At 39.4% G+C, this 26,232-nt stretch carries 23 protein-coding genes; 14 read left to right on the top strand and 9 right to left on the bottom strand.

All coding sequences use genetic code 11. The features are described 5' to 3' along the window. Window positions 1–331 precede the first annotated feature (331 nt). From F6K54_RS10890 to ndhC, 7 genes are all read right to left on the bottom strand, one after another. Complete coding sequence (locus F6K54_RS10890) at window positions 332–1,600, bottom strand: pitrilysin family protein (protein ID WP_293077327.1); 1,269 nt, start codon at window positions 1,598–1,600, stop codon at window positions 332–334. Window positions 1,601–2,084: 484 nt separating this feature from the next. Then, the gene (locus F6K54_RS10895) at window positions 2,085–6,935 is read right to left on the bottom strand and encodes an SdrD B-like domain-containing protein (protein WP_293077329.1); all 4,851 of its coding nucleotides are present in this window, start codon (window positions 6,933–6,935) and stop codon (window positions 2,085–2,087) included. Between the two features lie 194 nt (window positions 6,936–7,129). After that, window positions 7,130–7,261 carry a hypothetical protein gene (locus F6K54_RS10900; RefSeq protein ID WP_293077331.1) on the bottom strand — a complete coding sequence of 44 codons (132 nt, stop codon included), beginning with the start codon at window positions 7,259–7,261 and terminating at the stop codon, window positions 7,130–7,132. Window positions 7,262–7,645: 384 nt separating this feature from the next. Continuing rightward, window positions 7,646–8,881, bottom strand: coding sequence for a transposase (locus F6K54_RS10905; protein ID WP_293077332.1), 1,236 nt, complete (start codon window positions 8,879–8,881; stop codon window positions 7,646–7,648). Window positions 8,882–9,361: 480 nt separating this feature from the next. Then, window positions 9,362–9,865, bottom strand: a complete 504-nt coding sequence (locus F6K54_RS10910) for an NAD(P)H-quinone oxidoreductase subunit J (RefSeq protein ID WP_293077334.1) — start codon at window positions 9,863–9,865, stop codon at window positions 9,362–9,364. Beyond that, window positions 9,858–10,580 (bottom strand): photosynthetic/respiratory NAD(P)H-quinone oxidoreductase subunit K, encoded by a 723-nt coding sequence (ndhK, locus tag F6K54_RS10915; protein ID WP_293077336.1) that lies wholly within the window; start codon window positions 10,578–10,580, stop codon window positions 9,858–9,860. The genes F6K54_RS10910 and ndhK overlap by 8 nt, the downstream gene beginning before the upstream one ends. Beyond that, complete coding sequence (gene ndhC / locus F6K54_RS10920) at window positions 10,571–10,933, bottom strand: photosynthetic/respiratory NAD(P)H-quinone oxidoreductase subunit C (protein WP_293056801.1); 363 nt, start codon at window positions 10,931–10,933, stop codon at window positions 10,571–10,573. The genes ndhK and ndhC overlap by 10 nt, the downstream gene beginning before the upstream one ends. A gap of 531 nt (window positions 10,934–11,464) precedes the next feature. Here ndhC and F6K54_RS10925 point away from each other — a divergent pair. The 6 genes from F6K54_RS10925 (at window position 11,465) to F6K54_RS10950 (ending at window position 14,362) form a co-directional block, all read left to right on the top strand. Continuing rightward, the gene (locus F6K54_RS10925) at window positions 11,465–11,803 is read left to right on the top strand and encodes a rubredoxin (RefSeq protein ID WP_293077338.1); all 339 of its coding nucleotides are present in this window, start codon (window positions 11,465–11,467) and stop codon (window positions 11,801–11,803) included. Between the two features lie 268 nt (window positions 11,804–12,071). Continuing rightward, complete coding sequence (locus F6K54_RS10930) at window positions 12,072–13,088, top strand: photosynthesis system II assembly factor Ycf48 (protein WP_293077340.1); 1,017 nt, start codon at window positions 12,072–12,074, stop codon at window positions 13,086–13,088. Between the two features lie 438 nt (window positions 13,089–13,526). Beyond that, the gene (psbE, locus tag F6K54_RS10935; protein WP_293077341.1) at window positions 13,527–13,778 is read left to right on the top strand and encodes a cytochrome b559 subunit alpha; all 252 of its coding nucleotides are present in this window, start codon (window positions 13,527–13,529) and stop codon (window positions 13,776–13,778) included. Between the two features lie 24 nt (window positions 13,779–13,802). Next, window positions 13,803–13,937, top strand: a complete 135-nt coding sequence (gene psbF / locus F6K54_RS10940; RefSeq protein ID WP_094677274.1) for a cytochrome b559 subunit beta — start codon at window positions 13,803–13,805, stop codon at window positions 13,935–13,937. Window positions 13,938–13,946: 9 nt separating this feature from the next. After that, window positions 13,947–14,072: a photosystem II reaction center protein L gene (locus tag F6K54_RS10945; protein ID WP_124147170.1), complete on the top strand. Its 126-nt coding sequence runs from the start codon at window positions 13,947–13,949 to the stop codon at window positions 14,070–14,072. 167 nt (window positions 14,073–14,239) lie between these two features. Further along, a complete protein-coding gene (locus F6K54_RS10950) occupies window positions 14,240–14,362 on the top strand; it encodes a photosystem II reaction center protein J (RefSeq protein WP_375341038.1) in 123 nt (40 codons plus the stop codon). Window positions 14,363–14,681: 319 nt separating this feature from the next. On the opposite strand, the gene F6K54_RS10955 is transcribed toward F6K54_RS10950, so the two are convergent. After that, window positions 14,682–14,843 (bottom strand): hypothetical protein, encoded by a 162-nt coding sequence (locus F6K54_RS10955; RefSeq protein WP_293077348.1) that lies wholly within the window; start codon window positions 14,841–14,843, stop codon window positions 14,682–14,684. 371 nt (window positions 14,844–15,214) lie between these two features. Here F6K54_RS10955 and F6K54_RS10960 point away from each other — a divergent pair, with 371 nt between their 5' ends. The 4 genes from F6K54_RS10960 (at window position 15,215) to F6K54_RS10975 (ending at window position 19,032) form a co-directional block, all read left to right on the top strand. After that, the gene (locus F6K54_RS10960; protein WP_293077350.1) at window positions 15,215–15,964 is read left to right on the top strand and encodes a TauD/TfdA family dioxygenase; all 750 of its coding nucleotides are present in this window, start codon (window positions 15,215–15,217) and stop codon (window positions 15,962–15,964) included. A 514-nt stretch (window positions 15,965–16,478) separates the two neighbouring features. Next, entirely contained in the window at window positions 16,479–17,771 is a 1,293-nt protein-coding gene (gene ectB / locus F6K54_RS10965; RefSeq protein ID WP_293077352.1) for a diaminobutyrate--2-oxoglutarate transaminase, read from the top strand. A 6-nt stretch (window positions 17,772–17,777) separates the two neighbouring features. Continuing rightward, window positions 17,778–18,737 (top strand): glutamate cyclase domain-containing protein, encoded by a 960-nt coding sequence (locus tag F6K54_RS10970; protein WP_293077354.1) that lies wholly within the window; start codon window positions 17,778–17,780, stop codon window positions 18,735–18,737. A gap of 202 nt (window positions 18,738–18,939) precedes the next feature. After that, window positions 18,940–19,032 carry a hypothetical protein gene (locus tag F6K54_RS10975; protein ID WP_293077356.1) on the top strand — a complete coding sequence of 31 codons (93 nt, stop codon included), beginning with the start codon at window positions 18,940–18,942 and terminating at the stop codon, window positions 19,030–19,032. An 859-nt stretch (window positions 19,033–19,891) separates the two neighbouring features. Here the strand turns inward: F6K54_RS10975 and ectB (F6K54_RS10980) are convergent. Beyond that, window positions 19,892–21,157, bottom strand: coding sequence for a diaminobutyrate--2-oxoglutarate transaminase (gene ectB, locus F6K54_RS10980; protein ID WP_293077358.1), 1,266 nt, complete (start codon window positions 21,155–21,157; stop codon window positions 19,892–19,894). 194 nt (window positions 21,158–21,351) lie between these two features. Between ectB (F6K54_RS10980) and F6K54_RS10985 the strand changes: the two genes are divergently transcribed. From F6K54_RS10985 to F6K54_RS11000, 4 genes are all read left to right on the top strand, one after another. Then, window positions 21,352–22,161 carry a class I SAM-dependent methyltransferase gene (locus tag F6K54_RS10985; protein ID WP_293077359.1) on the top strand — a complete coding sequence of 270 codons (810 nt, stop codon included), beginning with the start codon at window positions 21,352–21,354 and terminating at the stop codon, window positions 22,159–22,161. 408 nt (window positions 22,162–22,569) lie between these two features. Beyond that, a complete protein-coding gene (locus tag F6K54_RS10990) occupies window positions 22,570–23,217 on the top strand; it encodes a fumarylacetoacetate hydrolase family protein (RefSeq protein ID WP_293077361.1) in 648 nt (215 codons plus the stop codon). 660 nt (window positions 23,218–23,877) lie between these two features. Beyond that, window positions 23,878–24,132: a SemiSWEET transporter gene (locus F6K54_RS10995; protein ID WP_293077363.1), complete on the top strand. Its 255-nt coding sequence runs from the start codon at window positions 23,878–23,880 to the stop codon at window positions 24,130–24,132. 217 nt (window positions 24,133–24,349) lie between these two features. Further along, the gene (locus F6K54_RS11000; protein WP_293077365.1) at window positions 24,350–25,969 is read left to right on the top strand and encodes a radical SAM protein; all 1,620 of its coding nucleotides are present in this window, start codon (window positions 24,350–24,352) and stop codon (window positions 25,967–25,969) included. Window positions 25,970–26,232: the final 263 nt, after the last annotated feature.

Here is a 26,232-nt window from a genome sequence, read left to right on the forward strand (position 1 = left end):
TTGTAGATTAACGATTTAAGGAGAACGGAAGATGAGGGGATAGTGGAACAGTGAAATTTGCCAAAATTTGCCGATTTTGAGCGCAAAGTACGCGTCTTTAAGCTCTAAGAGAATATTTGGTTCAACGCCGCTTAAAAGCCTTCATCCCCGTGTCTGGTGTGTCTGGTGTGTCCCCGTGTCTATCGAGAATGAAACAGCCCTGCCCTCCTGGGAGGGGCGAGGGGTGGGTTGACTCCTGACTCCTGACTCCTGACTCCTGACTCCTGACTCCTGACTCCTGACTCCTGACTCCTGACTCCTGACTCCTGACTCCTGACTCCTTATGCAAACCCTAAATAGGTATTAATACTGTGGCTGCATAGCGATTTGGAGATAAATATTTTTCAGCTAAGTTGAGTAATTCTTTTGGTTGAAATGCTGTTATTTTTTCTGGATAAGCGATCGCTAACTCTGGTTGTGCTATAGTAAAATAATAACCATAAAGACCTGCTAGCTGTCCCGGACTTTCAATGGAAAACACATAATCATTACATAACAAACGCTGACACCTAGCTAATTCTTCCTCTGAAATCTCTTGAGTTAATAACTCATAAAGGCGATCGCAAATTCGTGCCTCTACTTCTGGAATATCTTTCGGTTCTAGCATAGCGCTAATAGTAAATAAACTTGAGTCTTGCTGTAAAGAAAAACTGCTAACAATTCCTTGCACTAAACCTAACTCTTCGCGCAACTCCCTAACTAACCTAGAACTTCTACCATCAGCTAATAATATTGACAGCAAGTCTAATCCATAAGCATCATCTAGCTGTTCGACTCCAGGTCCCATCCAAGCCATTGTTAGACGACCTTGTTCTAATCTGGGCAAATATATTTCCTGGCGACGAACTTCAGTTATTAAGGGTTCTGCTGCTATTTCAACTCGCGGACAATGAGAACATTTTTCCGCAAAATTGGCAAAAGCTGCACTGACTAATTCTATAACCTGGGTTTGTTCTACTCCACCAATAACTACCACTGCCATATTCTCTGGTTGATAGTGATAATTGTGAAAACAACGCATTTCATTAACTTCTCGTTCTCTCAGAAGTTCTGCTGTACCCATAACTGAACGTCGGTAGGGATGATATTTGTAAACATTCTCCATCAATGCTTGAAAACCTACCGAATCAACACAATCTTCTGATTGACGAATTTCTTCTAATACCACTTCCCGCTCTCTAGCAAATTCTGATTCTGGTATGGAAGCACGCAATAATATTTCTGCCAATGAATGTACTACTTCTTCTACATATTGGGCAGCAGTTGTAATAAAAAAATGAGCATAGTCGTGACTTGTAGCCGCATTTGCTACTCCGCCACGATTTTCTATGATTTGGTCAAAGATACCAGGGCCTAATTTTTCTGTTCCCTTAAAAATCATGTGTTCTAGGAAGTGAGCCATACCTGACCATTTATCAGGTTCCTCCCTAGCACCTGCTCTTACCCACACATCTATCACCACTGCTGGAGTGGCTGAAATATATTGATGAATAATTGTTAGACCATTATCTAGCTTAAAAACATTAGCTGGAAAATTAGGAGTAGAAGTTGCTACAGACAATTCTTTTAATAATTATAATTTGGGCTAAAATTTTATTTGCATTGAGATTTAATATTGTAGAGCTTTTTTCCGAGATAATTTGTAACATTTAATACAATCAATGGGTCATTGTTGAGGGGCGGGATGAATATAAGTGGTAAGTTAAGTAGGAGCAGGCATCCTGCCTGTCTCCATCCTGACCTGTCCCTGTCAAGGAGTGAAAATATCAGGAACGGGCAAGATGCCCATTCCACAAAACTCCAAATATAGCGCTGTGCACAGGCAACAGTTTCTACTCTGAGTGTTATTGCTACCTAAATATAGCATTTCTCATAAAGATGAGGTACATTTACGATCCCCCTAAATCCCCCTTAGAAAGGGGGACTTTGAAACCTCCCTTTAAGCGGTTCCCCCCTTATTAAGGGGGGTTAGGGGGGATCTAAAGGGGATCTAAAACTGTATCTCACCAATTTGAGAAACCCTATGTCTAGATTTATCTAGATATCTATAGACGGATATTACCAATATTAACACCAGGTACATTAGCACCACCAAAAGTGCTGATAAATACTGGTTCATTAGGACCTGGAACAGTTTGAGTAAAGATTGCTGCCTGCTCTGGGTTTAGGTCTTGGCGAATTGTATAACTAGCATCTGCTAAATTTGAGAAACCGTAATTACCGTTGGCATCAGTAGCAACGAATATTTCATCAGCATCTCGAACAGAGTTGTTGTTTTGATCGAAGTAAATAACAACACCACCAATACCAGGTTCGCCAGCATCTAAGAAACCATTACCATTCAGGTCTTCAAAAGTTATCCCACTAATAGCACCAGTACCACTAGGTAGTATGGGTGGTGGAGGTGGTATAACTGGTGGAGTAGCACTATTGCCAAAGTTGACAAAATTAGCATCATCCCCTGCAAACAGAGTTAGAGTTGGGTCTTGGGTAGTTTGGAATAGACCTGGTGGGGGAATTTGCAGGACTGTATATGTACCAGGAGGTAACCCATCAAAGTCGTATACTCCCAGTGAATCAGTAATCGCAGTACGTTCCTCATTGTCTAGAATTGAATTATCATTGCGATCGAGGAATACTGTAGTACCAGGAATACCATTCTCTCCTGGTTCTAGCAGACCATTACCGTTGATATCATTGAAAACAACACCACCAATACTAACAACAGGAAGAACAGCTTTTGGTAGTCCTGTTGGATCGTTGGCAAAGTTAACAAAGTCAGCGTTATCCCCTGTTGCCAAATTAACAATGACTGGAGCTGGAACAGTAGAATCAGTGAAACCAGGCAGTGGTTCCTGACGAATCACATAAGTTCCTGGAGACACGTTGGAAAGATCGTAGCGACCAAATTGATCGGTAAGCGCAAATCGTTCACCATTATCTCGTTCCCCATTATCATTGGCATCTATATAGATAACAGCATCAGGTAGTTGAGGTTCACCTGGATCGGCCTGACCATCTCCGTTTTCATCTATGAATGCAATACCAGAAATATTACCAAAACCAGGGGGAGGAATTACTGGAGACTGTCCAAAGTCAATTACCAGATTGGAGTTTTCAAACTCATCAACAGTAATGGTGAGATCTGTTGGAGTAGTAGAAACAAAGTTGTCCGGAACTGGATTCAGACGTAGTGTATAAGTACCTGGCAACAAACCAACAATTGCATATTCTCCGTCTGTATTTGAGAAGGTATTAGGCTCAATATCGTCATTATCGAGAATACCATTTTCATTGATATCGACATAGATACGGAAACCAGGAACACCCCTTTCTACAAATTCATTAGGATCAAGGATGCCATTACCATTCGTATCGTTAAAGTCTTGGATACCATTACCGTTAAAGTCTTCAAAGACAGTTCCAGTAATTAAAGTTTGCGCTTGGTTACCAAAGTTGTAGACAACACTGTCACCTCCCACACTTACCACTGCTGGCGCAGTAGTCTGGGTAAAGCCAGTACGAATTACTTGTAGAAGCGGATACGAACCTGATAAACCTGATGTATCTAGACCATAAGTACCATCAGGACCACTAATTTGATTTGGTTCAAACCCTTGTATCTGTCCGTCTGTGTGCACATCTAGGAATACCTCAACACCAGGCAAACCTACTTCCCCTTTCAGAGGTTCAAATAGTCCGTTACCGTTGTTGTCAGCAAATACAATTCCACTAACAGTATCTCCTCCTGGTGCTGTGACGTTAACACCAAGGTCAACATCATTTAGACTCTGACCGAGGGGAAGATTAATTGGAGTGGGTGAGATATTGGGATCTGGTAGTACCGGACCAACAGTCACACTAATAATAGGGTTACTGCTAGTTAGGAATAAGTTTTCTTGCCGAACAACATCAACTGTGTAATTCCCTGGCGTTAAACCATTGAAGAAATAACGACCATCAGGATCGGTGAAAGTTTCAGGCTCACTTATATCCAGGTTTCCGTCGCCGTCTACATCTTCGCCATCATCCAGTACACCGTTAAAGTTGAGGTCTTCGTTGCTATCCAGGTTTCCGTCGCCGTCTAGATCTAGGAAAACTTGAGCAGTTGGAATACCTGCTTCCCCAGACCCTTGAGAACCACTGTTGTCGCTATCAGTGAAGATTATACCGCTAATGCTGGTGTTGGGGTCAAAGATACTGGTATCACCGAAGTTATAAACGACAACCTCACCTGGAACAACAGGAACAATGGGAGTAGGAGTAGTGTTAACAAAACCAGCAGGTGGTGTTTCTCGTACTCTGTAGTTACCTGGTGGCAAGGTAAACCGATATTCCCCGTGAGCATCTGTGAGAGTAAATGGTTCATTAGCTTCGGCTAAACCATTATTATTTAGATCTACAAAGATTTCGACACCTATAAGTCTTGGTTCATCTGGGCCTGCTAAACCATCACCATTGCGATCGTCAAATTTAACACCAGTAATTGTACCCGCGCTATCAGTATTTACAATTGGGGGAAGAAGTGGAGGAGGCACTGGGGTAGGACCTGGGGGAGGAATTGGAGTTGGAGGAGGGGGAACTATTGGTACATCAGGTTGGTTGCCAATATTCACGAAATTAACGTCGTCACCCCCAACTATAGTAATTACTGGATCGGGAGTAATTTGGGTAAAGCCTGGTTGTTGAACTTCCCTGACTACATAAGTATTCGGTGGTAAACCTTCAAAGCTATAGCTACCATCTACATTTGTAATAGATGTAGGTTCATCAGGGTCTAAAACTTGGTTATTATTGGTATCTAGGTAAATAGTGAATCCACCAAGACCAGGTTCATCTGGATCTACTATATTGTTGCCATTATTGTCACTAAATTTAGTACCAGCGATTCTGCCTGTTAATGTAACTTGACTAGCACTTCTGCTTGCTTCTGTTGTAGGATTATCAGTTGTTACGCCAGTATCAGTAGGAGCGTCTGTTACGCCAGTATCAGTAGGAGCGTCTGTTACGCCAGTATCAGTAGGAGCGTCTGCTGTGGCAGTATCAGTATCAGTAGTTCCTTCTGCTGTGGCAGTATCAGTATCAGTAGTTCCTTCTGGTGCTGCTGGTGCTGCTTCTGGCGCTGGTGCTGCTTCTGGCGCTGGTGCTGGTGGTGGCGCTGGTGCTGGTGCTGTTTCTGAAACTGGTTCTGGAACTGCAATTACAGCATTACCAACATTGAAGACAATGGGAGCATCACCTTGCAGAACATTAATAGGTGCATTCAGAGTAATTTGTTGATCTGGAGTAGTTTGCACAAAACCTGGTTGGGGTATTTCTCGCAAAAAGTAAGTTCCTACAGGAGGATTATTAAAGCTAAAGTCACCATTAGCATTTGATATTGCAGCAGGTTCTGTAGGATCTAGTATGTTGTTGCCATTTTGGTCTAAGTAGAGGGTGAAGTTTGCTAAACCTGGTTCTCCTGGATCTAGAACTCCATTTGAATTAAAATCGTTGAACTTATTCCCTATTAAGTCACCCTGAAGTAAAGGAGTGGCAGGAGAGCTACCAATATTAACAAAGTTAACATCATCTCCACTGGTGACTACAATGACTGGATCTGGAGTTGTTTGAGTAAAACCTGGTTGAGGTACTAATCTGACAACATAAGTATCTGGAGGTAAAGTATTAAAGCTGTACTCACCTTGACTGTTAGTAATGCTGAATGGTTCTTCTGGGTCAAAGATACCATTTTCGTTGAGGTCTAGATATACAGTAGAGTTTGATAAACCTACATCTCCTGGATCGACGGCACCATTGGCATTGTTATCTACAAAATTAACACCAGCGATTACATTTATTTCTGCATTACCAAAGTTGATACCAGATAAAGTTCCCCCACTAGGTACATCAACAGTCCGAGAATTAGTTGTTAGATTAAATCCTACTTGTTCCTCTGCTTCCCGAATAGTCACGCGAGTTGATGTAAGATTAGGTAAGAAGTAAACACCATTACTATCAGTGATATCAAATGGCTCGCCCACATCTAGAATGTGGTTACTATTTAGGTCTGCATAGATCGTAAAGTTTGGTATTCCAGGTTCGTCAGGATCTAAAATACCATTAGCATTAAAATCTAGATATTTAGTTCCTTCAACATTACCAGTCCCGCTAGGAGTAACTATACCAATATCTACAGCTATATCTGGTGGTGTTTCTTCAAAACCAGTAATGATAACTACTGAATTAGGAGTTGTTCTTGCTTCCTCTGGTTGCCTGATAACATCAATGTTGTATTGGCCAGGGAATACATCTACATATGAATAAAAACCAAATTCATCTGTAAAAGTACTGGCTTCCCCTTCGTCTAAAATACCATTTCGGTTGGCATCAAGGAATACTTGGCTACCAGAAATTCCTGGTTCTCCAGGGTCACGGACACCATTAATATTGAGGTCATCAAATAATACACCACTAATATTACCTCTACCTGGTCCTGTCACTGGAGGTGGAGGTGGAATTGGAATGGGAATTGGAGTGGGAACTGGTGTTGGGACACCTATACCACTGCCAAGAGCTATCCTGCTCTCTCTGACCATATTCCCACCGACTATGCTCACTTGTACTGGCAGTGGTGTAGTTGAAACAGTCCCACTAGGCGGAATCTGTCTGACAAAATATTCACCATCGACTAATCCCAAGAAGTTATAGACACCATCTGGACGACTAATGTTAGATAATTCATTGGGGTCTAGAATACCGTTATTATTCTGGTCTAGATAGACTGTAACATTACCTATTACTGATTCTGCTGTATCAAAAACGTTATCACTATCTATGTCATTAAATGTGACACCTACTATATTACCGCTCCCGCCAAGTTGGGAGCTTGCTCTTGTATTTTCATTACTGCTCACGTTCTAACTCCTCCACCGTAAATTTATCCAAATAGCAATTTGTATTTAAGTGACATACTCCCACGCCAACCTTAAGGTATAACGTGGGCTTCTCGTTTCCCAGTCCCGCTATTGCGTTGGACTCCACGAGCTTTAAAGACGGAATGCCCTACCGCCCTATTTTTTATATTTATCGCTGCATTCAAACAGATACATCAAGGCAGGCAATTCCCTGCAAAAGTCAGGAAAACCGTTAATAGCAACGTGACGGCAGAACCATCAACGCAGGCGGTATCTCGCAATGCTTTGAGAAAAATTCCCAAAGCGCCATTCCCATCTCTCGGCATTAAGTGACCAATAATACAGATATACCTTAAATCAAATATGATGCCTATAACCGCTCAACTAAACTTACTCAAAGGTCTGAAAGTATAGTCATTCGTAGTGGGTCAAGCACTACAGGGTTAAACGGCAAACCCTTTATTCCCTGGTCAAAAACATCGGGAATTACTTTTCTAATAATATTCAGAGAAGTTTTCGCTTTCTGTATTTACCCCAATAACGAGTAAAGCTAAAGCGCAGACGCTGAGGATTATATCAGGTTGACAAGAATGTGACAATTAGATTAGAAAATAGACTAGAACATTTTATTCTTAAGGCCATAAACAAAATTTAATTATTTAATCATTAGTAATATTAAGTACCGCTCAACTAAACTTACTCAAACTTACTCAAAAGCCCGAAAGCTTAGTTGTTCGTAGTGGGTCAAGCACTACAGGGTTAAACGGCAAACCCTTTATTCCCTGGTCAAAGACATCAGGAATTACTTTTTTAATAATGTTCAACGACCCATTTACATCTGCATTTAATAATTTATTTTCCCTGGTTTTATACAGCCCTCTTGTTACTCTTTTCCCACTAAATTTCGGTTTTTTATCTCCATATTTTGGTAAATCATCCCCGTCTAAACAGCTTGATTGAGATGTATAAGATTCTTCTGTTATTATGACTTTTATTCCTCTTAATTGGGCTTTATATCTTAACATCCCTATTAACTTAGAATGAGGAATATTCACAAATTGTTGATTGTTCTTTTTTCCTAATTTTATTTCTTGTTTACCAGTCTGATTCTGCCCAATAATTAAGATTCCTATTTCATGGTTTACACACCAATCTATTACTCTTTTACTTGCTGTATGGAGATAGTTTTCTACTCGACAATTTCGTTTGTGAGTTAATTTTTTTAACCGATGAGAATTACATCTATTATGGTTAGTTTTTAATTGAGATTGTAAATAAGAGCGCTGTTTATTGTAAAATGTATTAATTGCTTTTAATGGTCTGCCTTTAATCAAAAGAGGTGAAATTCCTGTTTGATTTGTAGTTACAGCTATTAAGTTATTTACTCCTAAATCTACTCCTGCTACTTGTTGATTTTCTGTTGTTTCCTCCGCTTTTTCATAGACTATTTCTACTATATAACAGCTACTTTTGGGAATAATTCTTGCCTCTATTATTTCTGTCTGTGAAGTGGGGATTTTTATTTCACTCATCGACAGATGACAAATTCCTTTTTTTAAGGCTTTTTTGTAAATTAATTCATCTGGATAGGGCAGAATATTTCGACCTTTTGTTTTATGTTTATATTTGGGAATTTTCGGTTTTCCTAAAAATTTATTTGGCTGTTTCTTCCACTCTCTTAAAGCCGAAAAATAACTTTTCCAACTTTGATCTAATCTCCTAATAATTTGCTTACTTACCTTGGTAGGTAAAGCTTGATAATCATAACTTTTAGATATCTTGTGATAAAGTTCATTAAAATTTAATTTCTCTTGATCGGAAAAGAAATATTGACGATAATAATAGTTACCTAAATTAAACAGATTTTTCGACAAAAAAGCCTTGTGGTCAATTTCTGACCACAAATAATGCGATTTACCGATCACATGACGTTCAACTAGCTTCATACCTTAACTGTAGCTAATCACGACTCAGCAGACTTACTAATTTTAGTTTTATAGCTATAGTTATGAGTAAATTTGAGAAACTTTAGACAAGTTTTACTTTTCTGTATTTACCAAAAAATGAGGTCCAAAGCCTCCCCTCTTAAGGGGATGAAAAATATTCAGTTCAGTATTTCAATCCCAATGCTTTAGTGGTGGGTACTGATAACTGATAACTGATAACTGATAACTGATAACTGATATGACCCCACCTAATCAAAAAATTAGGGGGGGTAATATGGTGTCGGGACGTTATTAATCTATGACAAGTTCCAATTTCAGAGAAATTTTCTCCTATTTCCTGAAACCTTAAGAAAATAGGTAGAAATTGACTTGAATATAAAAATCAAATCAGAGTAATTATCTCTGTTTAATGTTCTTTTAACCTATTGCCTAGAGGATATGATTACTAATGCTACTTAGCTCAAAGTTTCAACCTAAAATTTAGTACGCATCTTGTAATTCATAGAACTCTGGAGAAATATAATCCTTACGCAATGGCCAACCAACCCAATCTTCAGACATCAAAATGCGTTTAAGATTAGGATGTCCTTCATAGATAAGGCCATACATATCATAGGATTCCCGCTCTTGAAAATCAGCCGATTTCCAGATCCAGTAAACGGAAGGAAGTCTAGGATCGTCTCTGGGCACAAATACCTTTAAACGTAATTCTTCTGGTTGGTCTACATCGTCCTTGACCTTAACTAAGTGATAAACACTTACTAACTCTTGTCCGGGACCTGCATCATAAGCACATTGACATTGTAGATAGTTAAAACCATAAGCATATAAAGCTGTAGCTAAGGGAATTAAAAATTCTCTGTCAACTTTGATCATTTCTACTCCCAGATGATCTGGTTCTAGAAACTCATGCTCAAAGCCATTTTCTGTCAGCCATTTTGAAGTTTGACCTGCTTCAACTATTGGAGCTTCTGACTCAGCCACGATTTACCTCCTCTTTTTGTGTAGCTTGTAGTGCTGGTGGTATAGGCATACCTATTGCTTCTGTTAATTCTTTTGGCGGTGTTTCCCGGTCTGATGTCTTGAGATAATTACCATTCAGAATTGGTTCAACCAGTTTCATATTGTGTTTAACAGTGTGGTAGCGATGTACCTGCTGCAATTTAGCCCGTTCTTGCAAAGATTCATTGGCAACTTTTTTTCTCAGCTTGATGACAGCATCAATAATTGCTTCTGGACGTGGTGGACAACCAGGGATATAAACATCTACTGGGATTAATTTGTCTACTCCACGGACTGCTGTAGGTGAGTCCATGCTGAACATTCCGCCAGTAATTGTACAAGCACCCATGGCAATGACATATTTAGGTTCTGGCATTTGCTCATAAAGACGTACCAAGACTGGGGCATACTTCATGGTGATTGTACCTGCAGTAATCAACAGGTCTGCTTGTCTTGGGCTAGATCTTGGCACTAAGCCAAAACGGTCAAAGTCAAATCTAGAGCCGATTAGAGCTGCAAATTCAATGAAGCAGCAGGCTGTACCATACAGTAGAGGCCACAAGCTAGAAAGTCGTGCCCAGTTGTAAAGGTCATCAACTGTAGTTAACACAACATTCTCTGATAGTTCTTGAGTAACCTGGGGAGATTGCTCAATAGGATTAATAATTTTTTGGTTTTGATTTGGACTTAAGACCATTCCAAAGCTCCTTTACGCCATGCGTAGACTAAAGCAACAACTAAGATTGTGATGAAAATTAGGGCTTCTATAAATGCAAGAAGTCCCAATTGATGAAAGGCCACTGCCCAAGGGTATAAAAATACTGTTTCTACATCAAAGATGACGAAGACGAGGGCGAACATATAATAACGGATATTGAATTGTATCCAAGCTCCACCAATTGGTTCTACACCCGATTCATAAGTAGTTCTTCGCTCTGGGCCACGAGTTTTAGGCCGCAGTAGTTTAGATGCAGTTAAGGCAATAACTGGAACTAGGCTGCTAATTAGCAGGAAGCCTAGAAAATATTCGTAACCACTAAGAATAAACACAATTAACCTACATTCCTGAAATAACTAGGGCTTTTATCTGTGAACATTTTTACACTCTCCAGTTAAATTAAAAATTATAATGAGAGATTATTTTTTACTTTTACTGCCAGGTAGTTAGTAAAAGGATTTAAAACTTATTTATTTTTTGTTTTCTTGTTATTCTATCAATGCTCTGAGCGATCGCTTGCGTTACCATTACAATTTTTTTGTGATATTTGTCTCAAGGAAAGATGTTAAATATGAATTCTGTCTCCTGTCTCCTGACTCCTGACTCCTGACTCCTTCTTCATTATGCAAATCATCTCAATTACTTTTTTCGTTCATCAAATCCCAAGTAAAAAATTTACGCATAAATACTTGCTATACATGATTACTCAATCACAGTAGCTATGATTTTATTCTGAATTCTGTCTCCTGTATCCTGACTCCTGACTCCTTCTTCTATTTTCAATACCCATCTCCTCGAATTGCAACAATTCTGTAATAATAATTAAAGATGTTCTCATAATAGCTATTCAATTTTTTGGAACTATGAGCGAGGAAGCCACTGAGGCCACAGATGAACAGGATCGGTATGAATGTCGAGCCTGTGGATATATATATGAACCGAAAAAGGGAAGTTCTAGTGGTAATATTTCGCCCGGAACTGCTTTTGCAGATTTACCCCCTCGTTGGCGCTGCCCTGTTTGTGGAGCCATTAAGGTTCAATTTGTGAATGTTGGACCAACTGAAGGTCCTTCAGGATTCAAAGAAAACCTTGGATATGGTTTTGGTGTTAATACACTCACACCAAGCCAGAAAAATATCCTAATTTTCGGCGCTTTAGCCGTGGGATTTTTGTTTTTCTTGAGCTTATATGGTTTACGATAAGATGGCCTTAACAGCCTGTGGCTGGAAGTCAGGATTCAGGAGTCAGGAGTCAGTAGATTTTTTTTGGACGCGATAGATGGAAGTAGCTGGCTCCTAGCTAGAAGCTTTGCCTGGTATAAATCCCCACCGTCACGTGCGGTGTCCACAATTGGTTGGGGTTTTGTAGACGCGGAGCGGCTTGTCGAAGACTATCCCTACAGACATTGCTCCTGTCTCCTGTATTCTGTCTCCTGACTCCTTCTTCAAGGCTTATTAATGATTTAATGTGATGCACTCAATAGTAAAGTTCTGGAAACAAATTTTCATAATATTAGCAGCAGTTATACTTTGTAGTGGCTGCAAAAATTCCTTTTTACCAGGAATGAGTTACAATCCCTGGGAAGTAATTCAACTACCAACTGAGGCTAAGTTGTTTGATATCGGATTTACAGGCAATCCTGACCATGGTTGGATTGTCGGTGGTAATGCTACTCTCTTAGAAACTACTGATGGTGGTAACACTTGGCAACCTAAAAGTATTGATACAGTAGAAGAAAAAGACCGCTTGACTTCAGTAAGTTTTAATGGTAATGAAGGGTGGATTTTAGGACAGCCTTCTTTACTTCTACACACAGATGATGAAGGAGAGTCTTGGACTAAGATTTCTCTAAGTTCTAAATTACCAGGTGATCCTAATTCTATTATTGCTCTTGGGCCAAATTCTGCTGAGATGACTACTGATGTGGGAGCTATCTATCGTACAAAAGATGGTGGCCTAAATTGGCGCGCTCAAGTAGAGGATGCTGTGGGAGTAGTGAGAAATATTTCCCGTTCTCCTGATGGTAAGTATATTGCTGTTTCGGCTAAGGGTAATTTTTACTCTAGTTGGGAACCAGGCCAAAGAGCTTGGACTCCTCATAATCGTCAAGACTCTCGCCGTTTGGAAAATATGGGGTTCAGTGATGATGGTCGTTTATGGCTATTGGCACGAGGAGGCCAACTGCGGTTTAGCGATCCAGAAAATCCTGAAGAGTGGGGAGAAGCTATTACTCCAGAATATGCCACAAGTTGGGGCTTATTAGATTTGGCTTATCGAACTCCTGATGAAATCTGGATTTCTGGTGGTAGCGGTAATTTACTTCGCAGTGTTGATGGCGGTCAGACTTGGGAAAAAGACCGTGATGTAGAGAGTGTTCCAGAAAATTTCTACAAAATTGTTTTTATTAACCAAGAAAAAGGTTTTATTCTTGGTCAAAGAGGAACTGTGTTGAAATACAATAGTTCAGAAGTTTCAGAAGCTGCTTGAAACTTAACTATAGCAGGGAACAGGGAACAGGGAACAGGGAACAGGGAACAGGGAACAGGGAACAGTGGCAAAAGCTTTTCTCTGTCTTAGGTTTATCATTAATCTCTATCAAACACCAACTCTTTCCTTGCTATGCAATATTGGATAAATATTCCTAATAATAAGAATTGAGTAGTATTACTCAGATGGGAAAAGGTAATTTCTTGATGTTGTTTGAGTTGCTGAAAATTTAGGCTGGATATGTTAAAATTGATCCCGTCTAACTAACACATAAAAATAGTAGATGTTAAAGAAGGCAAAAAGTTAGTCTATACTTTAGCTTTTAACAAACACAGAAAACTCATACCATTAATTAGTGATGGGATGAGTTATTTAGCAAGGTTTTAAAACTATCATATTGAGATGATGGTTAGAAATAAATTTGGAGGATAAAATTAGATGTCTGGTGGCAGTACAGGTGAGCGTCCATTTGGAGATATCATCACAAGCATCCGTTACTGGGTAATACACAGTATCACTATTCCAGCTCTGTTTGTTGCAGGTTGGCTATTTGTAAGTACAGGTTTGGCTTACGATGTCTTTGGTACACCTCGACCTAACGAGTATTATACTGAACAAAGACAAGAATTACCAATTCTATCAGACCGTTTTGAAGCTAAAAAACAAATTGATGAATTTATTGGTGAATAATTGAAAATTTAGGAGATTTTTATTATGACTAGCGGAAATCCAAATCAACCAGTTAGCTATCCAATTTTTACAGTTAGATGGCTAGCAGTTCATACCCTTGGTGTGCCTACAGTTTTCTTTTTAGGTGCGATCGCAGCTATGCAGTTTATTCAAAGATAGGAGTATATTATGCCTTTAGATCGTAGTGAGAATACTAATAAGCAACCAGTAGAATTAAACAGAACTTCACTCTACCTTGGTTTATTGTTAGTATTTGTTCTTGGTATTCTGTTTTCGAGTTATTTCTTTAACTAATTCGGGAAGTAAAACACAAAAATTACTTAGTATTTAAGTCACCCTATTGGGGTGACATATACTTAGTAAAATCAAGTAGAAAGTTAACAAGTATATTGTTGACAAATTACCTTATAGGTAAAATTTTTTTAGTATCAAGTAGTTTTGAAATAATGAGGTGAAATATTATGATGTCCGAACCAGGTAGAATTCCTTTATGGTTGGTTGCTACTGTTGCCGGAACTGGTGTACTTGTAGTTTTGGGTCTTTTCTTTTATGGTGCCTATGTTGGTGTAGGTTCTTCTTTATAAGTTTATAAGAAAGACTTGAAGTTTGATTTTGTTAAATAATCTCACTGTGTTTGAAAGTGGGATTATTTTTTTTTGATGTTTATAAAGCATAGGTTAAAACACGGGGGCTTTCAACGTCGCTTTTCGGTAATACCAAGCGTGAAAAAAGAATGCTACAAAAAGGTAGATATTGATCCGATATGCTTAAAAATAGCTACTCCAGTTCATTTGAGATAGTTATATCTATTTTTTTTCCCTTTTTTTCAAAATTTATATCATGTCCGGATAATTAGGGCTTGCTGAATAAAATTGTAATCAATACCAATTAAGGCTTCCAGGATTAAATATTGCTGAGGGGATGCAAGGTTTTTGGCTCAATTAGTCTCAAAATGCTAATATTTTTCTCTGACAATGCCGACAATGTGGCCGTAGCAGATAGTCTAAACTGTTCCCAGTTAAGTGTTCCCTGTTCCCTATCATCACCATCAGACTTTTTCAGCAAGCCCTAATTATCGAAGATGAAGCGATCGCTCTCACCTGAATTCTGACGTTAAATTAGCGATCGCTCCCAAAAAAAATTACTATCCTCAACTTAAGCAGGACTTACGCAAAAGGTGAAATCATACACCAATTGTATGGGGGTTAACCCCTACTATGTATAGTGGTTCTGCGTAAGTACTGTAGAATTTACTAACGTTGGCGTTACAAAAATTCGTAATTATGATTTTTCCCTTTGTTTCTTGAGCCTTAAGCTTTTTCTGTTTGTTCAAAAAATGTATTAATTGATGCAATTTAGACACTAGGGTGTAAGATGTTATTTGAAAATCTTGAAATGTGACTTTGGCCTAATTGTTGTCAAGAATACATTAAATTATGTTAACTTCTTCAAGTAGAAATTCCTTCAACTTTTCAGTTCAATCAATTGAGAATTATCAGAACTTACTGGCGCAAAACCACTTTATTTACGTGGAAACTGAAGATCCTAGCTGTGACTGGATTAAATTTGCTAAATCGGTAACAGGTGAGGATTTAAGACCGCAATATGGGAAAGAGATATTCCATGTCAAATATGAACCCGAATTTCTGAAATTTTCTGATGCTAGGGGTCAAAAACCTTTGCTTCCTCATACCGAAGCCACCGATTACCCAAGTCCACCAAAATATCTAGGGCTTTGGTGCAAAAAGCCTGCTGATTGTGGTGGTGGATTAACTACCTTAGCTTATGTGGAAGGATTCCTGAAGACTCTTACGGAAGTAGAAAAGCAAAAACTGATGGAGACTCAACACTACTTTGGTGCAACCGGAGGAGTTCACGCCAACCGAACCAAGGGAGCAGTTCATACTATCCTCTCATTTAATGACAACAAACCTATTTTCCGATTTTCTTGTAACTATATTACACACGGTGACTACAGCCCCGATCCAGATAACCTAAACCCTTTCACTCCCGATCCATTTTTGGCAGAAATTTCCGATCGCTTTATTAAGTATTACGAGGAAAACCACATGGCGATTCGGATGGATCAATACTCATTTTTGCTTTGGGACAACCAATGTATGGCACATTCAAGAACCACCTATAGCGATCCAACTCGAATCCTAGAACGCATATTCTTAGGTTGACTTTTAGCTGACTTTTGAAGCGTGTTGGGGGGTGATTAACTGTTGAATGAAAATTGTATAAAGGGGTAAACGAGTCAAACGTGGTTTATTCAGGAGTGGAACTGGTATAGTCATTAATGCCGATGTTAATGGCAGTCTTCAAATATAAGATAAGAAATTCCCAGGGGCATTTACTGCCGAGGGAATAGTGAGCTGCGCCGAGAGCGCCAGTATTGGTTAATCCAATATCAAGATATTAAGCTGTCACGATTTTCTACAGTTTAGTTCGTACGGTTACACCTTGTTGCCTCCCTTCAAGAATTAAGAATTTAGAATTAAGAATTTAGAATTACCTCTTCTTAATAAACTAAGAGGATTGGTTAAAAGGATTTTTTTTCTTTTTTTTCCATGAATGGAGAGGCTTTATACCTGAATTTTTCGATAATTCTTTTAACGTTTCAAGTTATATCGCTATAGCGGAGGCTTCAAGTGGCTTTCCCAAAGCATCCCATAGAAAATTAATCAGAATAACTTAATGAAAATCTTCAATCAATTGGAATCCAATGTGCGAAGTTACTGCCGTTTATTTCCTACGGTGTTCAAAACAGCACAAGGAGCCTTTCTAGAAGATAAAGAAGGTCGTCAGTACGTTGACTTTCTCTGTGGCGTTGGTACCCTGAATTACGGACATAACAACCCACAAATAAAAGAAAGACTACTACGTTATTTAGACTCCGACGGTATTGTCCACGGACTAGATTTAGCAACCGTAGCGAAAGAAGAGTTTCTCGAAACTTTTGCAGCTACTATTCTTCAACCGAGGCAATTAAACTATAAAGTTCAGTTTCCAGGCCCGACAGGAACGAATGCTGTGGAAGCCTCTCTGAAACTGGCTCGCCAGATTACTGGACGGGAAAATGTCATTGCCTTTTCCAATGGCTATCATGGCGTAACTCTGGGTTCTTTGGCAACAACAGCCAAGGCTTCTCAGCGAGCAGCGGCAGGAATTCCGACCACAGGTGTAAATTTTATCCCCTATGATGGCTACTTGGGTGAGGATATTGATACAACTGAATACCTAGACAAAGTCCTTTCGGATGTAGGTAGTGGTGTAACGCTGCCAGCAGCAGTGATTGTCGAAACCATTCAGGGGGCAGGTGGGGTGAATGTGGCCTCTTATCAGTGGTTGCGATCGCTCGAAAAAGTCTGTCGCCAACATGATGTCCTCCTCATTGCTGACGACATTCAAGTGGGATGTGGACGGACGGGTTCTTTTTTCAGTTTTGAAGAAGTTGGCATTTCTCCTGACATTGTCACCCTTTCCAAATCCTTGAGTGGTTTTGGCCTTCCGTTCTCACTGGTACTGATCAAACCCGAATTTGATCGGTGGAAAGCAGGTCAACACAGTGGCACTTTCCGGGGGCCTAATCTTGCCTTTGTCACTGCGAAAGCAGCCTTGGATATATACTGGCAAGACGACAATTTGTCAATAGCTGTCAAACAAAAAGGAAGCAGAATGCAGTTACGATTGGAAAAGATAGCTAAAAATAATTGGGAGTCAGGTTTTTCTGTTAGAGGAAGAGGGATGATTCAGGGGTTAGATTGTAAAGATGGCAACCTAGCCGATAAAATCATCCGCACAGCCTTTGCTAATGGACTAATTATGGAAACTGCTGGGGCACAGGGGCAGGTGATTCGATGTCTGCCACCTTTAACTGTTTCGGAAGAAATATTAGAGAAAGGGTTAGACTTGCTGGAAAATACTGTCAACGAAGTTATGGGGAAAACAGTTTATAAAGAATTAGTTGATGTAGGAGTATCTAAATAATTGCGTATGAATGCTGTCATTGAACATTCTCAAGAAGTCCTAACTCGGATCGAACAAATTGAAAGCATCTGTGGACGCGATATCGGTAATGGTATAGAGCCGCTGGTGGAGGCTGCCAAGGGAGGACTGCTGGGTGCAGCTCGCTCCATTGCTGAACATCCATCCCCCCATGTGGCAATTATGACAGGTTTTTTTGTTCCTCGTGCCACTCCTCCAGCGGCGGAAACTGATGGTCCCATTGGTAGCGCTCACTTAGCAGCGGGATTACTTCGAGTTGGCATCCCGGTACGTTTAGTGACCGATCCTTTATGTCTGAACGCTGTCAAGGTAGCTGCCCAAGCAGCCGGAATATCTGCTCAAGTTCCTATTGATGTTGTTCCTGTCAATGCAGCTAGTGTAGAAGATCCATCTGTGGCTTCTATTGTGAATGCCTGGCAAAGTGCTGAACTGCCAGTTTCCCATGCGATCGCCATTGAAAGAGCTGGTCCCGGTTATGATGGTATTGTATGGAATATGATCGGCAAGGATATCACTGCTGATACCGCTCCTTTGCATCTCCTATTTACTCTCAGTGAAATCATCTCCATCGGCATTGGCGATGCTGGCAACGAATTGGGTATGGGAACCCTTACTAAAGAAATCATTGCCAAAGGTGTCAGTACAGGAGAAAAAATTGCTTGTAGTATTCCTTGCAATCATCTAATGGTTTGCGGGGTATCCAACTGGGGGGCAATAGGCTTACTTACTGCTATTGCTTTGCTTCGTCCTGACTTGAAATCTAAGTTAACTGAGGGATTAACTTTAGAAACCGATAAACATATTTTGACTAAGATCGTTTATGAGGGACCTGCGGTAGATGGGGATACGGCGGTTCAAGCTCTCACAATTGAGACTTTTCCCTGGGAATTTCATGGCAAAGTACTGACAGAAATTTTAGAAGCCGCTGGTTTGATCGAGTCAGTTTGAGAGAGTTAAAACTTAGTTGACAAGTTACGTTATTACGCGATACGATGCGCTAGTTGATGTATAGTCATTCTAGTTAAGATTGAGACAAGGGTTTCTTGCTTTGAAAGAGTTTTAGCCGAAAAAGTGTTCCAGTCTTATTCAGAATGACTATAACAGATAAAGTAGTGAACCAAGAGAAGCTGCTGAGATATTAGGAGTTGATGTGCGCACGTTGGTCAAATGGGAACAAAGCGGTCAAATGAATGCCATAAAAACCCCATCGGGACAAAGGCGCTATGATATTACTCCTATATAAAAAGTACACCCGCAGTTACTAGAAAAACTATCCTATATTGTCGAGTATCAAGCAATGCTCAAAAGCCAGATTTGAATAGGCAAGTAGCGGAACTACAAAGTCTTTATCCTCATGCTGAAACTATTAAAGAAATAGGTTGTGGCTTAAACTTTAAACGTAAAAAACTATTGAACCTATTGTCTTAAATATTAAAAGGCGATATCCAAAAAGTTATAGTTGCTCATCAGGATAGATTATATCATGTCCGGTTGAATACTTACATTTTGGAGGAGGTAAGGCAGAAGTCAGAAGGCAGAAGGCAGAAGGTTTTCTCCCTTTGTAACCTGAATTTTATACACAAACGATGCTACCGGACATGATATTACGCAAATTTATCTTGAAAACGCTATATGTAGGGGCGAATGGTATTTGCTAACGCAAAGCTCCGCTAATATCATGTTCGGATAATCAGTTATAAAAAAACTTTATCCCTTTTAACCCTTTCTTCCCTTCTGCCTCCTGCCTTCTGCCTCCTGCCTTCCTTCCTCCAAAGTGTAAGTATTCAACCGAACATGATATAACGCCCTCACTCGATTTAGTGTCCGTGCGTAAGTTTTGTTAATCTTAATTACTTAGGAGTCAGGAGTCAGAACTTAGGATTGATTATGAATCCAGTTGAATAGTCGTCATTGCGACGATAGGAAGCAATCTCGTAAACCCCTGAGATTGCTTCCTTCCACTCCGTTCCAGTCGCAATGACTTTACAGTAACTAATTACCCGGATTCTATATCAGGAGGGAAGAAAGAGGAATAGAAGGAGAAAGTTTTTTGGTCGCGTAAACGGAACGGATTTCTATAGCCCTCTTCTCCGGACATGATATCATACCTCAAATGAATTTGAAAGAGCAGCACTAATACTTTTATCTAAAATATCTAGTCCTCGTGTCAACGTCTCAGAATCAATGGTGAGTGTAGACTGAAGATTAATCACTTCTTTATTTACTCCCATCGGTTCAAAGATTAAACCCCGTTGGAAAGCCTCATGACTCACTTTTTTCGCTAACCCCGGTTGTTGGCAGGCGATTCCTTGAATTAGCCCCAGTCCTCGATGTTCGCCACCCAGTTCTAGATATTGAGCGATCATTTCTTGAAGTCGCTGCTTCATAACTTCACCTTTTTCTGCGATTTCCTGTTCAAAAGTGTCTGTCTGCCAATATTCATCGATCGCAGCCGTAGCAGTCACAAAGGCTAAATTATTGCCTCGGAATGTACCGCTATGTTCCCCTGGTTTCCAGCAGTCTAAGTCACGTCGAATCAGCACTACAGCCATCGGGTTTCCATAGGCGCTTAAAGATTTAGCCAGACAAACCACATCCGGTTTAATTCCCGCCCGCTCAAAGCTAAAGAAAGGCCCTGTTCGACCACATCCCACTTTGATATCATCAACAATTAACAAAATTTCTCGTTCTTGAGTCATCTGAGCTAGGCGTTGCAGCCAAGGAATGCTGGCAACATTAATTCCCCCCTCAGATTGAACGGTTTCTAGAATCACTGCTGCGGGTTTTTCCTGATTTAGACTCAACTCATCCAGCAATTTTTCTAATTTATCTAGACTGTCGTCTTGGGTGCTATTTTTTTCCTCAAACGGAACCGTTAAGACGTTACTGAGGGGAATTCCGGCAGCTTTTTGATAGACAGGATTAGGTGTAACAGCAAGCGCTCCTAAAGTGTGACCGTGGTAACCTCTGGTAAAACAGATAACTGTTTTTCGACCAGTCGCTTTACGAGCAAGTTTCAAAGCTGCTTCCGCAGAATTGGTTCCCGTAGGACCGGTAAACATCACCTTATAGTCGAGTCCTCGTGGCTTTAAAATGACTTCTTCAAAACGTTCAAGGAATTGTTGCTTGGCAGAGGTAAACATATCGAGGCTATGGGTAATAGCATCTGAGTCTATGTATTCTAGAAGGCGCTTTTTTAGCTTGGGGTTATTATGTCCGTAGTTTAGGGCACCGGCACCGGACAAGAAGTCTATGTAAGTGCGGCCATTCTCATCTGTTAATCGATCTCCCACTGCCTTTGTAAAGACTGTGGGAAATAATCTACAATAGCTTCGGACTTCGGACTCCAGTCTAGTGAAAATGCTCATCTTTTAAATATTTCTTCTGTTTAAGAGATTATGCCATGTGCTTAAAGTCCATGGCCTTGTAAGTTTTAAGTTCCTATACCACATTTGCTTGAGTTAAGTTAATGATACTTAACTTTTACTAAAGGAGGATTGGAACCTAAAGTATTATATACTTTTTAGAGTAAATTAGATAAAATTAATCGGTAGAGAAAATAATGAAAGAAAGTGCATTTACAGAGGCTGACACTGAGGCTTTGTTCGACGATCGCGAACGAGACCAACGTTTTCGCAGTTTCTGGCATCCAGATGGTAGTCTCCACTGGGGCTATTTTGAGAATTTAGCTGATGCTCGACCCGAGGACTTTGCTCCAGCCTGCGATCGCTGGGATAAATATATGCTCGAACAAAGTGGTATTACTGCGGAGTCAAGAGTGCTGGAGATTGCCTGTGGAAATGGTAATGCTGCTATCTGGCTAGCTCAACAGACAGGATGTGAGGTCGTCGGAATCGATATTAGTAGTAGTTATATAGACAATGCTCGGTCAAAGGCTAGTAATTTCCCTTCTCTGCGCGTTACTTTCCAAAAGGAATCAGCAACTAATTTACCTTTCGAGAATGGTTCTTTTACCCATGCCTGGAGTCAAGGCGCTCTTTACCATATTCATGAACTGAATACAGCTCTGGCGGAGGCTCACCGTGTTCTTGGTTCTGGCGGTATCTTCTTGTTTGATGACTTGACAACGCCAGTAGAAGAAGTCAGCGAGACTAGCCGTAAGTACGTTTACGACCGCCTCCTATTTAGCCCGACATTTAGCCTTAAAGAATATGCAGAAACACTCACTCAGTTAGGATTTAGAGTTTTGCAGCAAAAGGATATGAGCAAACATTTGGAAAAAAGCTATGAATTAGTGCATGAGCTAGCTCGGGAAGAATATGCAGATATGAGTGCTGCCTTTAAAAAAACCCAGGAAGTGATTGCCTCTAATGAGTTGGGTTGGTGTTTCTTCCTTTGTGAAAAGGTTTAGTGATTTCTAGGAAATTCAGATATTGTATTTGAGTGACATTGAAGAGAAAATGTACGCTTTCTGTTTAATTATGCGATCGCGACAAACCAAAGTTAAATGCCTCAATATAACCTACCGAAAAATTGTGGTTTAAAGCCTCCCCTTTTAAGGGGATAATAAAGAAAAATTTTCATTATTAGTCAATCCTCTTCTTTTCAAGGAGAGGTAATTATTAATTATTAATTATTAATTATTCATTGTTGAAAAGTGGATTTTTCTGGCACTCAAAACTGTGTTTGCCGGAATAGATATGTTTAAAGATGACGGTTAAAATTAAAATATAGTAAGCATCTTAGACCAAAGTTTATATTAGTATTCTATTGCTAGTCGCGTATGATATAATTGATTAGCACGTGCTAATTTTCAACAATGAACTCTTTTACTATAGCTAAAACAATTGGGTCAATTTATTGTGTAGGTCGTAATTATGCTGACCATGCAAAAGAGCTACACAACCCAGTTCCCAAAGAACCAATAATTTTCACAAAATCTCCTGCATGTGTTGTACCATTTGAAGGAAAGATATTTTTACCTCTTAATTTAGGGCGATGCGATTATGAAACAGAGATTGCTATCCAACTTGGGACTGATTTGTATCAGGGGGATATAAACCAGGTTTTAGAAGCAGTTAGTTATGTTGGTATTGCTCTAGATTTGACTCTTCGCGATCGGCAAAATGAGTTGAGGGCGAAAAAGTATCCTTGGGTTCTAGCCAAAAGTTTTGTAAATGCTTGTCCATTGTCAAAGTTTAGGAAGGTGGATCGTGTCACAGAATTAGAAGAACTGGAAATCAGACTTGAAGTAAATGGTGAAGTTTGTCAACAGGGGTCTAGCAAACAAATGTTATTTTCTATTCAAGACCTACTCTGTTTCATTAGTCAGTATATACCGCTACGTTCGGGGGATATTATTTTAACTGGGACTCCACCTAATGTTGGGCCTCTCAATAATAATGATTATTTGGTTGCTTTTCTAAATGGGGAAGCTATTGCGGAGGCTGAAATTATTAGAAGTTGATGTATAGCAGGGAACAGGGAACAGTTCATTAATGGATAATGGATAATTGATAATTGATAATTACCTCTGGTTAAAACCGTTACGGATTCAGGAAAAAGAGTAAAAAGAGGTTTGTATTGTACTGCAAGCATTGGATTAATTCATGAGTCACGTGAACGGTTCTCTAAATATTATGAAAAAAGCAGCTCCCTTTTGTCTTTGACTATGGGATAGAGAAGCCAGTGCGTTGGGCGGTTCCCCCGACTTGAAGCAACTGGCGTGGTGTTGTAGTGCCTCCTCCGGAGGAGCTGCGCTAACACCCAGTCAGAATAACACCTGCAAAATAAGGATATGTCATATTTGACCATATTTTTATGAACTATTAATTATAGTTAAAATACCAAAATAATCGGGAAATTATACGCCATATTATCAAAATAATTGGGTCGCGCAACCCCGCCTTTTAAGGCGAAATATTTTTGGAGAGTTGCTGAAATCCCCTACTTCCCCTCCCCTCCTGGGAGGGGTTAGGGGTGGGTTGGGAGGGGTTAGGGGTGGGTTAACTTCTGACTTCTGAACTTTTGGCTTCTGACTTCGTTAAAGCAGTGCTACATAAGTTTTGTAGTTAACAAAAAAACCGATAAGTTTCAAGCACAAGTATTAAAATTATCAGCATCTATTATGAACTTACTAACAGCTCTAGGACTACTAGCAGGCAGTTTAACAACTATTTCATTTTTACCTCAAGTTATCAAAACTTGGCGCACTCGCTCCACAAAAGATATCTCTCTAGAGATGTTTGCTATTTTTTGTTCTGGTGTATTGATCTGGATAATTTATGGCATTTTGGTTAAAGATGTACCAGTGATTTTTACTAACGTTGCTACACTGACTTTAGCTTCCCCGATTTTGTGGTTTAAACTAAAGTATAAATGACTGGCGTTGGTGAATGTAGCTATGATTTTTGTGCTTAGGGAATAGGGAATAGGAAATAGGGAATAGGGAATAGGGAATAGAGAATAAGGAATAGGGAATAGGGAATAGAGAATAAGGAATAGGGAATAGGGAATAGGTAGGGACGTTGCATGCAACGTCCCTACAGATTATTTTGTTTACTGATAACTGATAACTAATAACTGATAACTGTTTAAGTATGTCTAATAATATATTTAATGCTGAACGTTTACTCTTCACTCCAGCAATACCTGAACCTAATGCCATACCAATTATTTTTGCTTTTCCTAATGAATATACTGTAGGAATAACTAGCCTTGGTTATCAGATTGTTTGGGCAACTTTAGCAATGCGTTCCGATCTACAAGTTAGTCGTTTATTTACTGATATTAATGAACCTCTTCCAGCAGAAGCAGAATTATTTGGTTTTTCTGTTTCTTGGGAACTTGATTATGTGAATATTTTCAATATTCTGGAGTCTTTAGAAATTCCTATTAGGGCTAAAAATCGTTTGGGAAAAAATTATCCAATCATATTTGGTGGCGGACCTGTTTTAACGGCAAATCCTGAACCTTTTGCTGATTTTTTTGATGTAATTTTATTGGGAGATGGGGAGAATTTATTAGGGGATTTTATTGATGCTTATCAAGAAGTTAGAGGAGCGGATAAACAACTAATATTAAGACATTTAGCACAAGTGCCAGGAATTTATATTCCGAGTCTTTATGAAGTAACTTATGAAAGTGTTGATGGTGCTATTAAATCTATTGAACCTATAGATAAAGATATCCCACCTATGGTGCAAAAACAAACTTATCGGGGTAATACTTTATCTGCTTCTACTGTGGTGACTGAAAAGGCAGCTTGGGAAAATATTTTTATGGTAGAAGTGGTGAGAAGTTGCCCGGAAATGTGTCGTTTTTGTTTGGCAAGTTATCTGACTTTGCCATTTAGAAGTGCCAGTTTAGAAGGGTCTCTAATTCCTGCTATTGAAAAGGGATTAACTGTTACAAAACGTTTGGGTTTATTGGGAGCTTCGGTAACTCAACATCCTGAATTTGATAGTTTATTGGATTATTTGAATCAGCCAAAATATGATGATGTGCGGTTGAGTATTGCATCGGTTAGAACAAATACGGTGACGGAAAAATTAGCAAAAATTTTAAGTAATAGGGATACAAAATCAATTACTATTGCTGTAGAAAGTGGGAGCGATCGCCTGCGAAAAATTATAAATAAAAAGTTAGAAAATGAGGAAATTATTGAAGCTGCTGTTAATGCTAAAGCTGGTGGTTTAAAAGCTATTAAATTTTATGGAATGGTGGGGTTGCCGGGAGAGGAAGTAGAAGATTTGGATGCTACGATAGAAATGATGTTGGCTTTGAAAAAAGCTGCTCCTGGTTTAAGATTAAGTTTGGGATGTAGCACTTTTGTACCGAAATCTCACACTCCTTTTCAATGGTTTGGAGTCAACTCTCAATCAGAAAAAAGACTGAAGTTTTTGGAGAAACAATTACGCTCAAAAGGGATAGATTTTCGCCCAGAAAGTTATAAATGGTCGGTGATACAGGGATTAATTTCTAGGGGAGATAGAAGGTTGTCTAATTTATTAGAATTGGTAAGAAATTATGGTGATTCTTTGGGTAGTTATAAGAGAGCTTTTAAGGAGTTGCATGGGGAGTTACCAGAGTTAGATTTTTATGTTTTTGATGATTGGGAGTTAGAGCAAATTTTGCCTTGGAATCATATTCAAGGTCCTCTACCTATGGCAACTTTGAAAAAGCATTTAGCTGAGGCAATAGGGGAAGTCAGAAGTTAGAAGTTAGAAGTTAGAAGTTAGAAGTAATCCCTGACTCAGTTGCAAGCATTTAGCTATTAGCTGTCAGCTTGAGCGTAACAAGACTCTCTCCTTAAGGACAGTTTTTAAATTAAATAATGAAATTACTTTTTGTTAGGAGTTACTCAATTAAAGCTATCTCTTATTTTGTCTTAGTATAAATAACCAATTACTTTGTAGCTTTGCTTCTAGAAATAGAGGCAAAGCGATATTTATTCAAGTTTGAGTATTAATTATTACATACT

It is taken from the genome of Okeania sp. SIO3B5 (assembly GCF_010692555.1).
In the GTDB taxonomy this organism is placed as follows: domain Bacteria; phylum Cyanobacteriota; class Cyanobacteriia; order Cyanobacteriales; family Microcoleaceae; genus Okeania.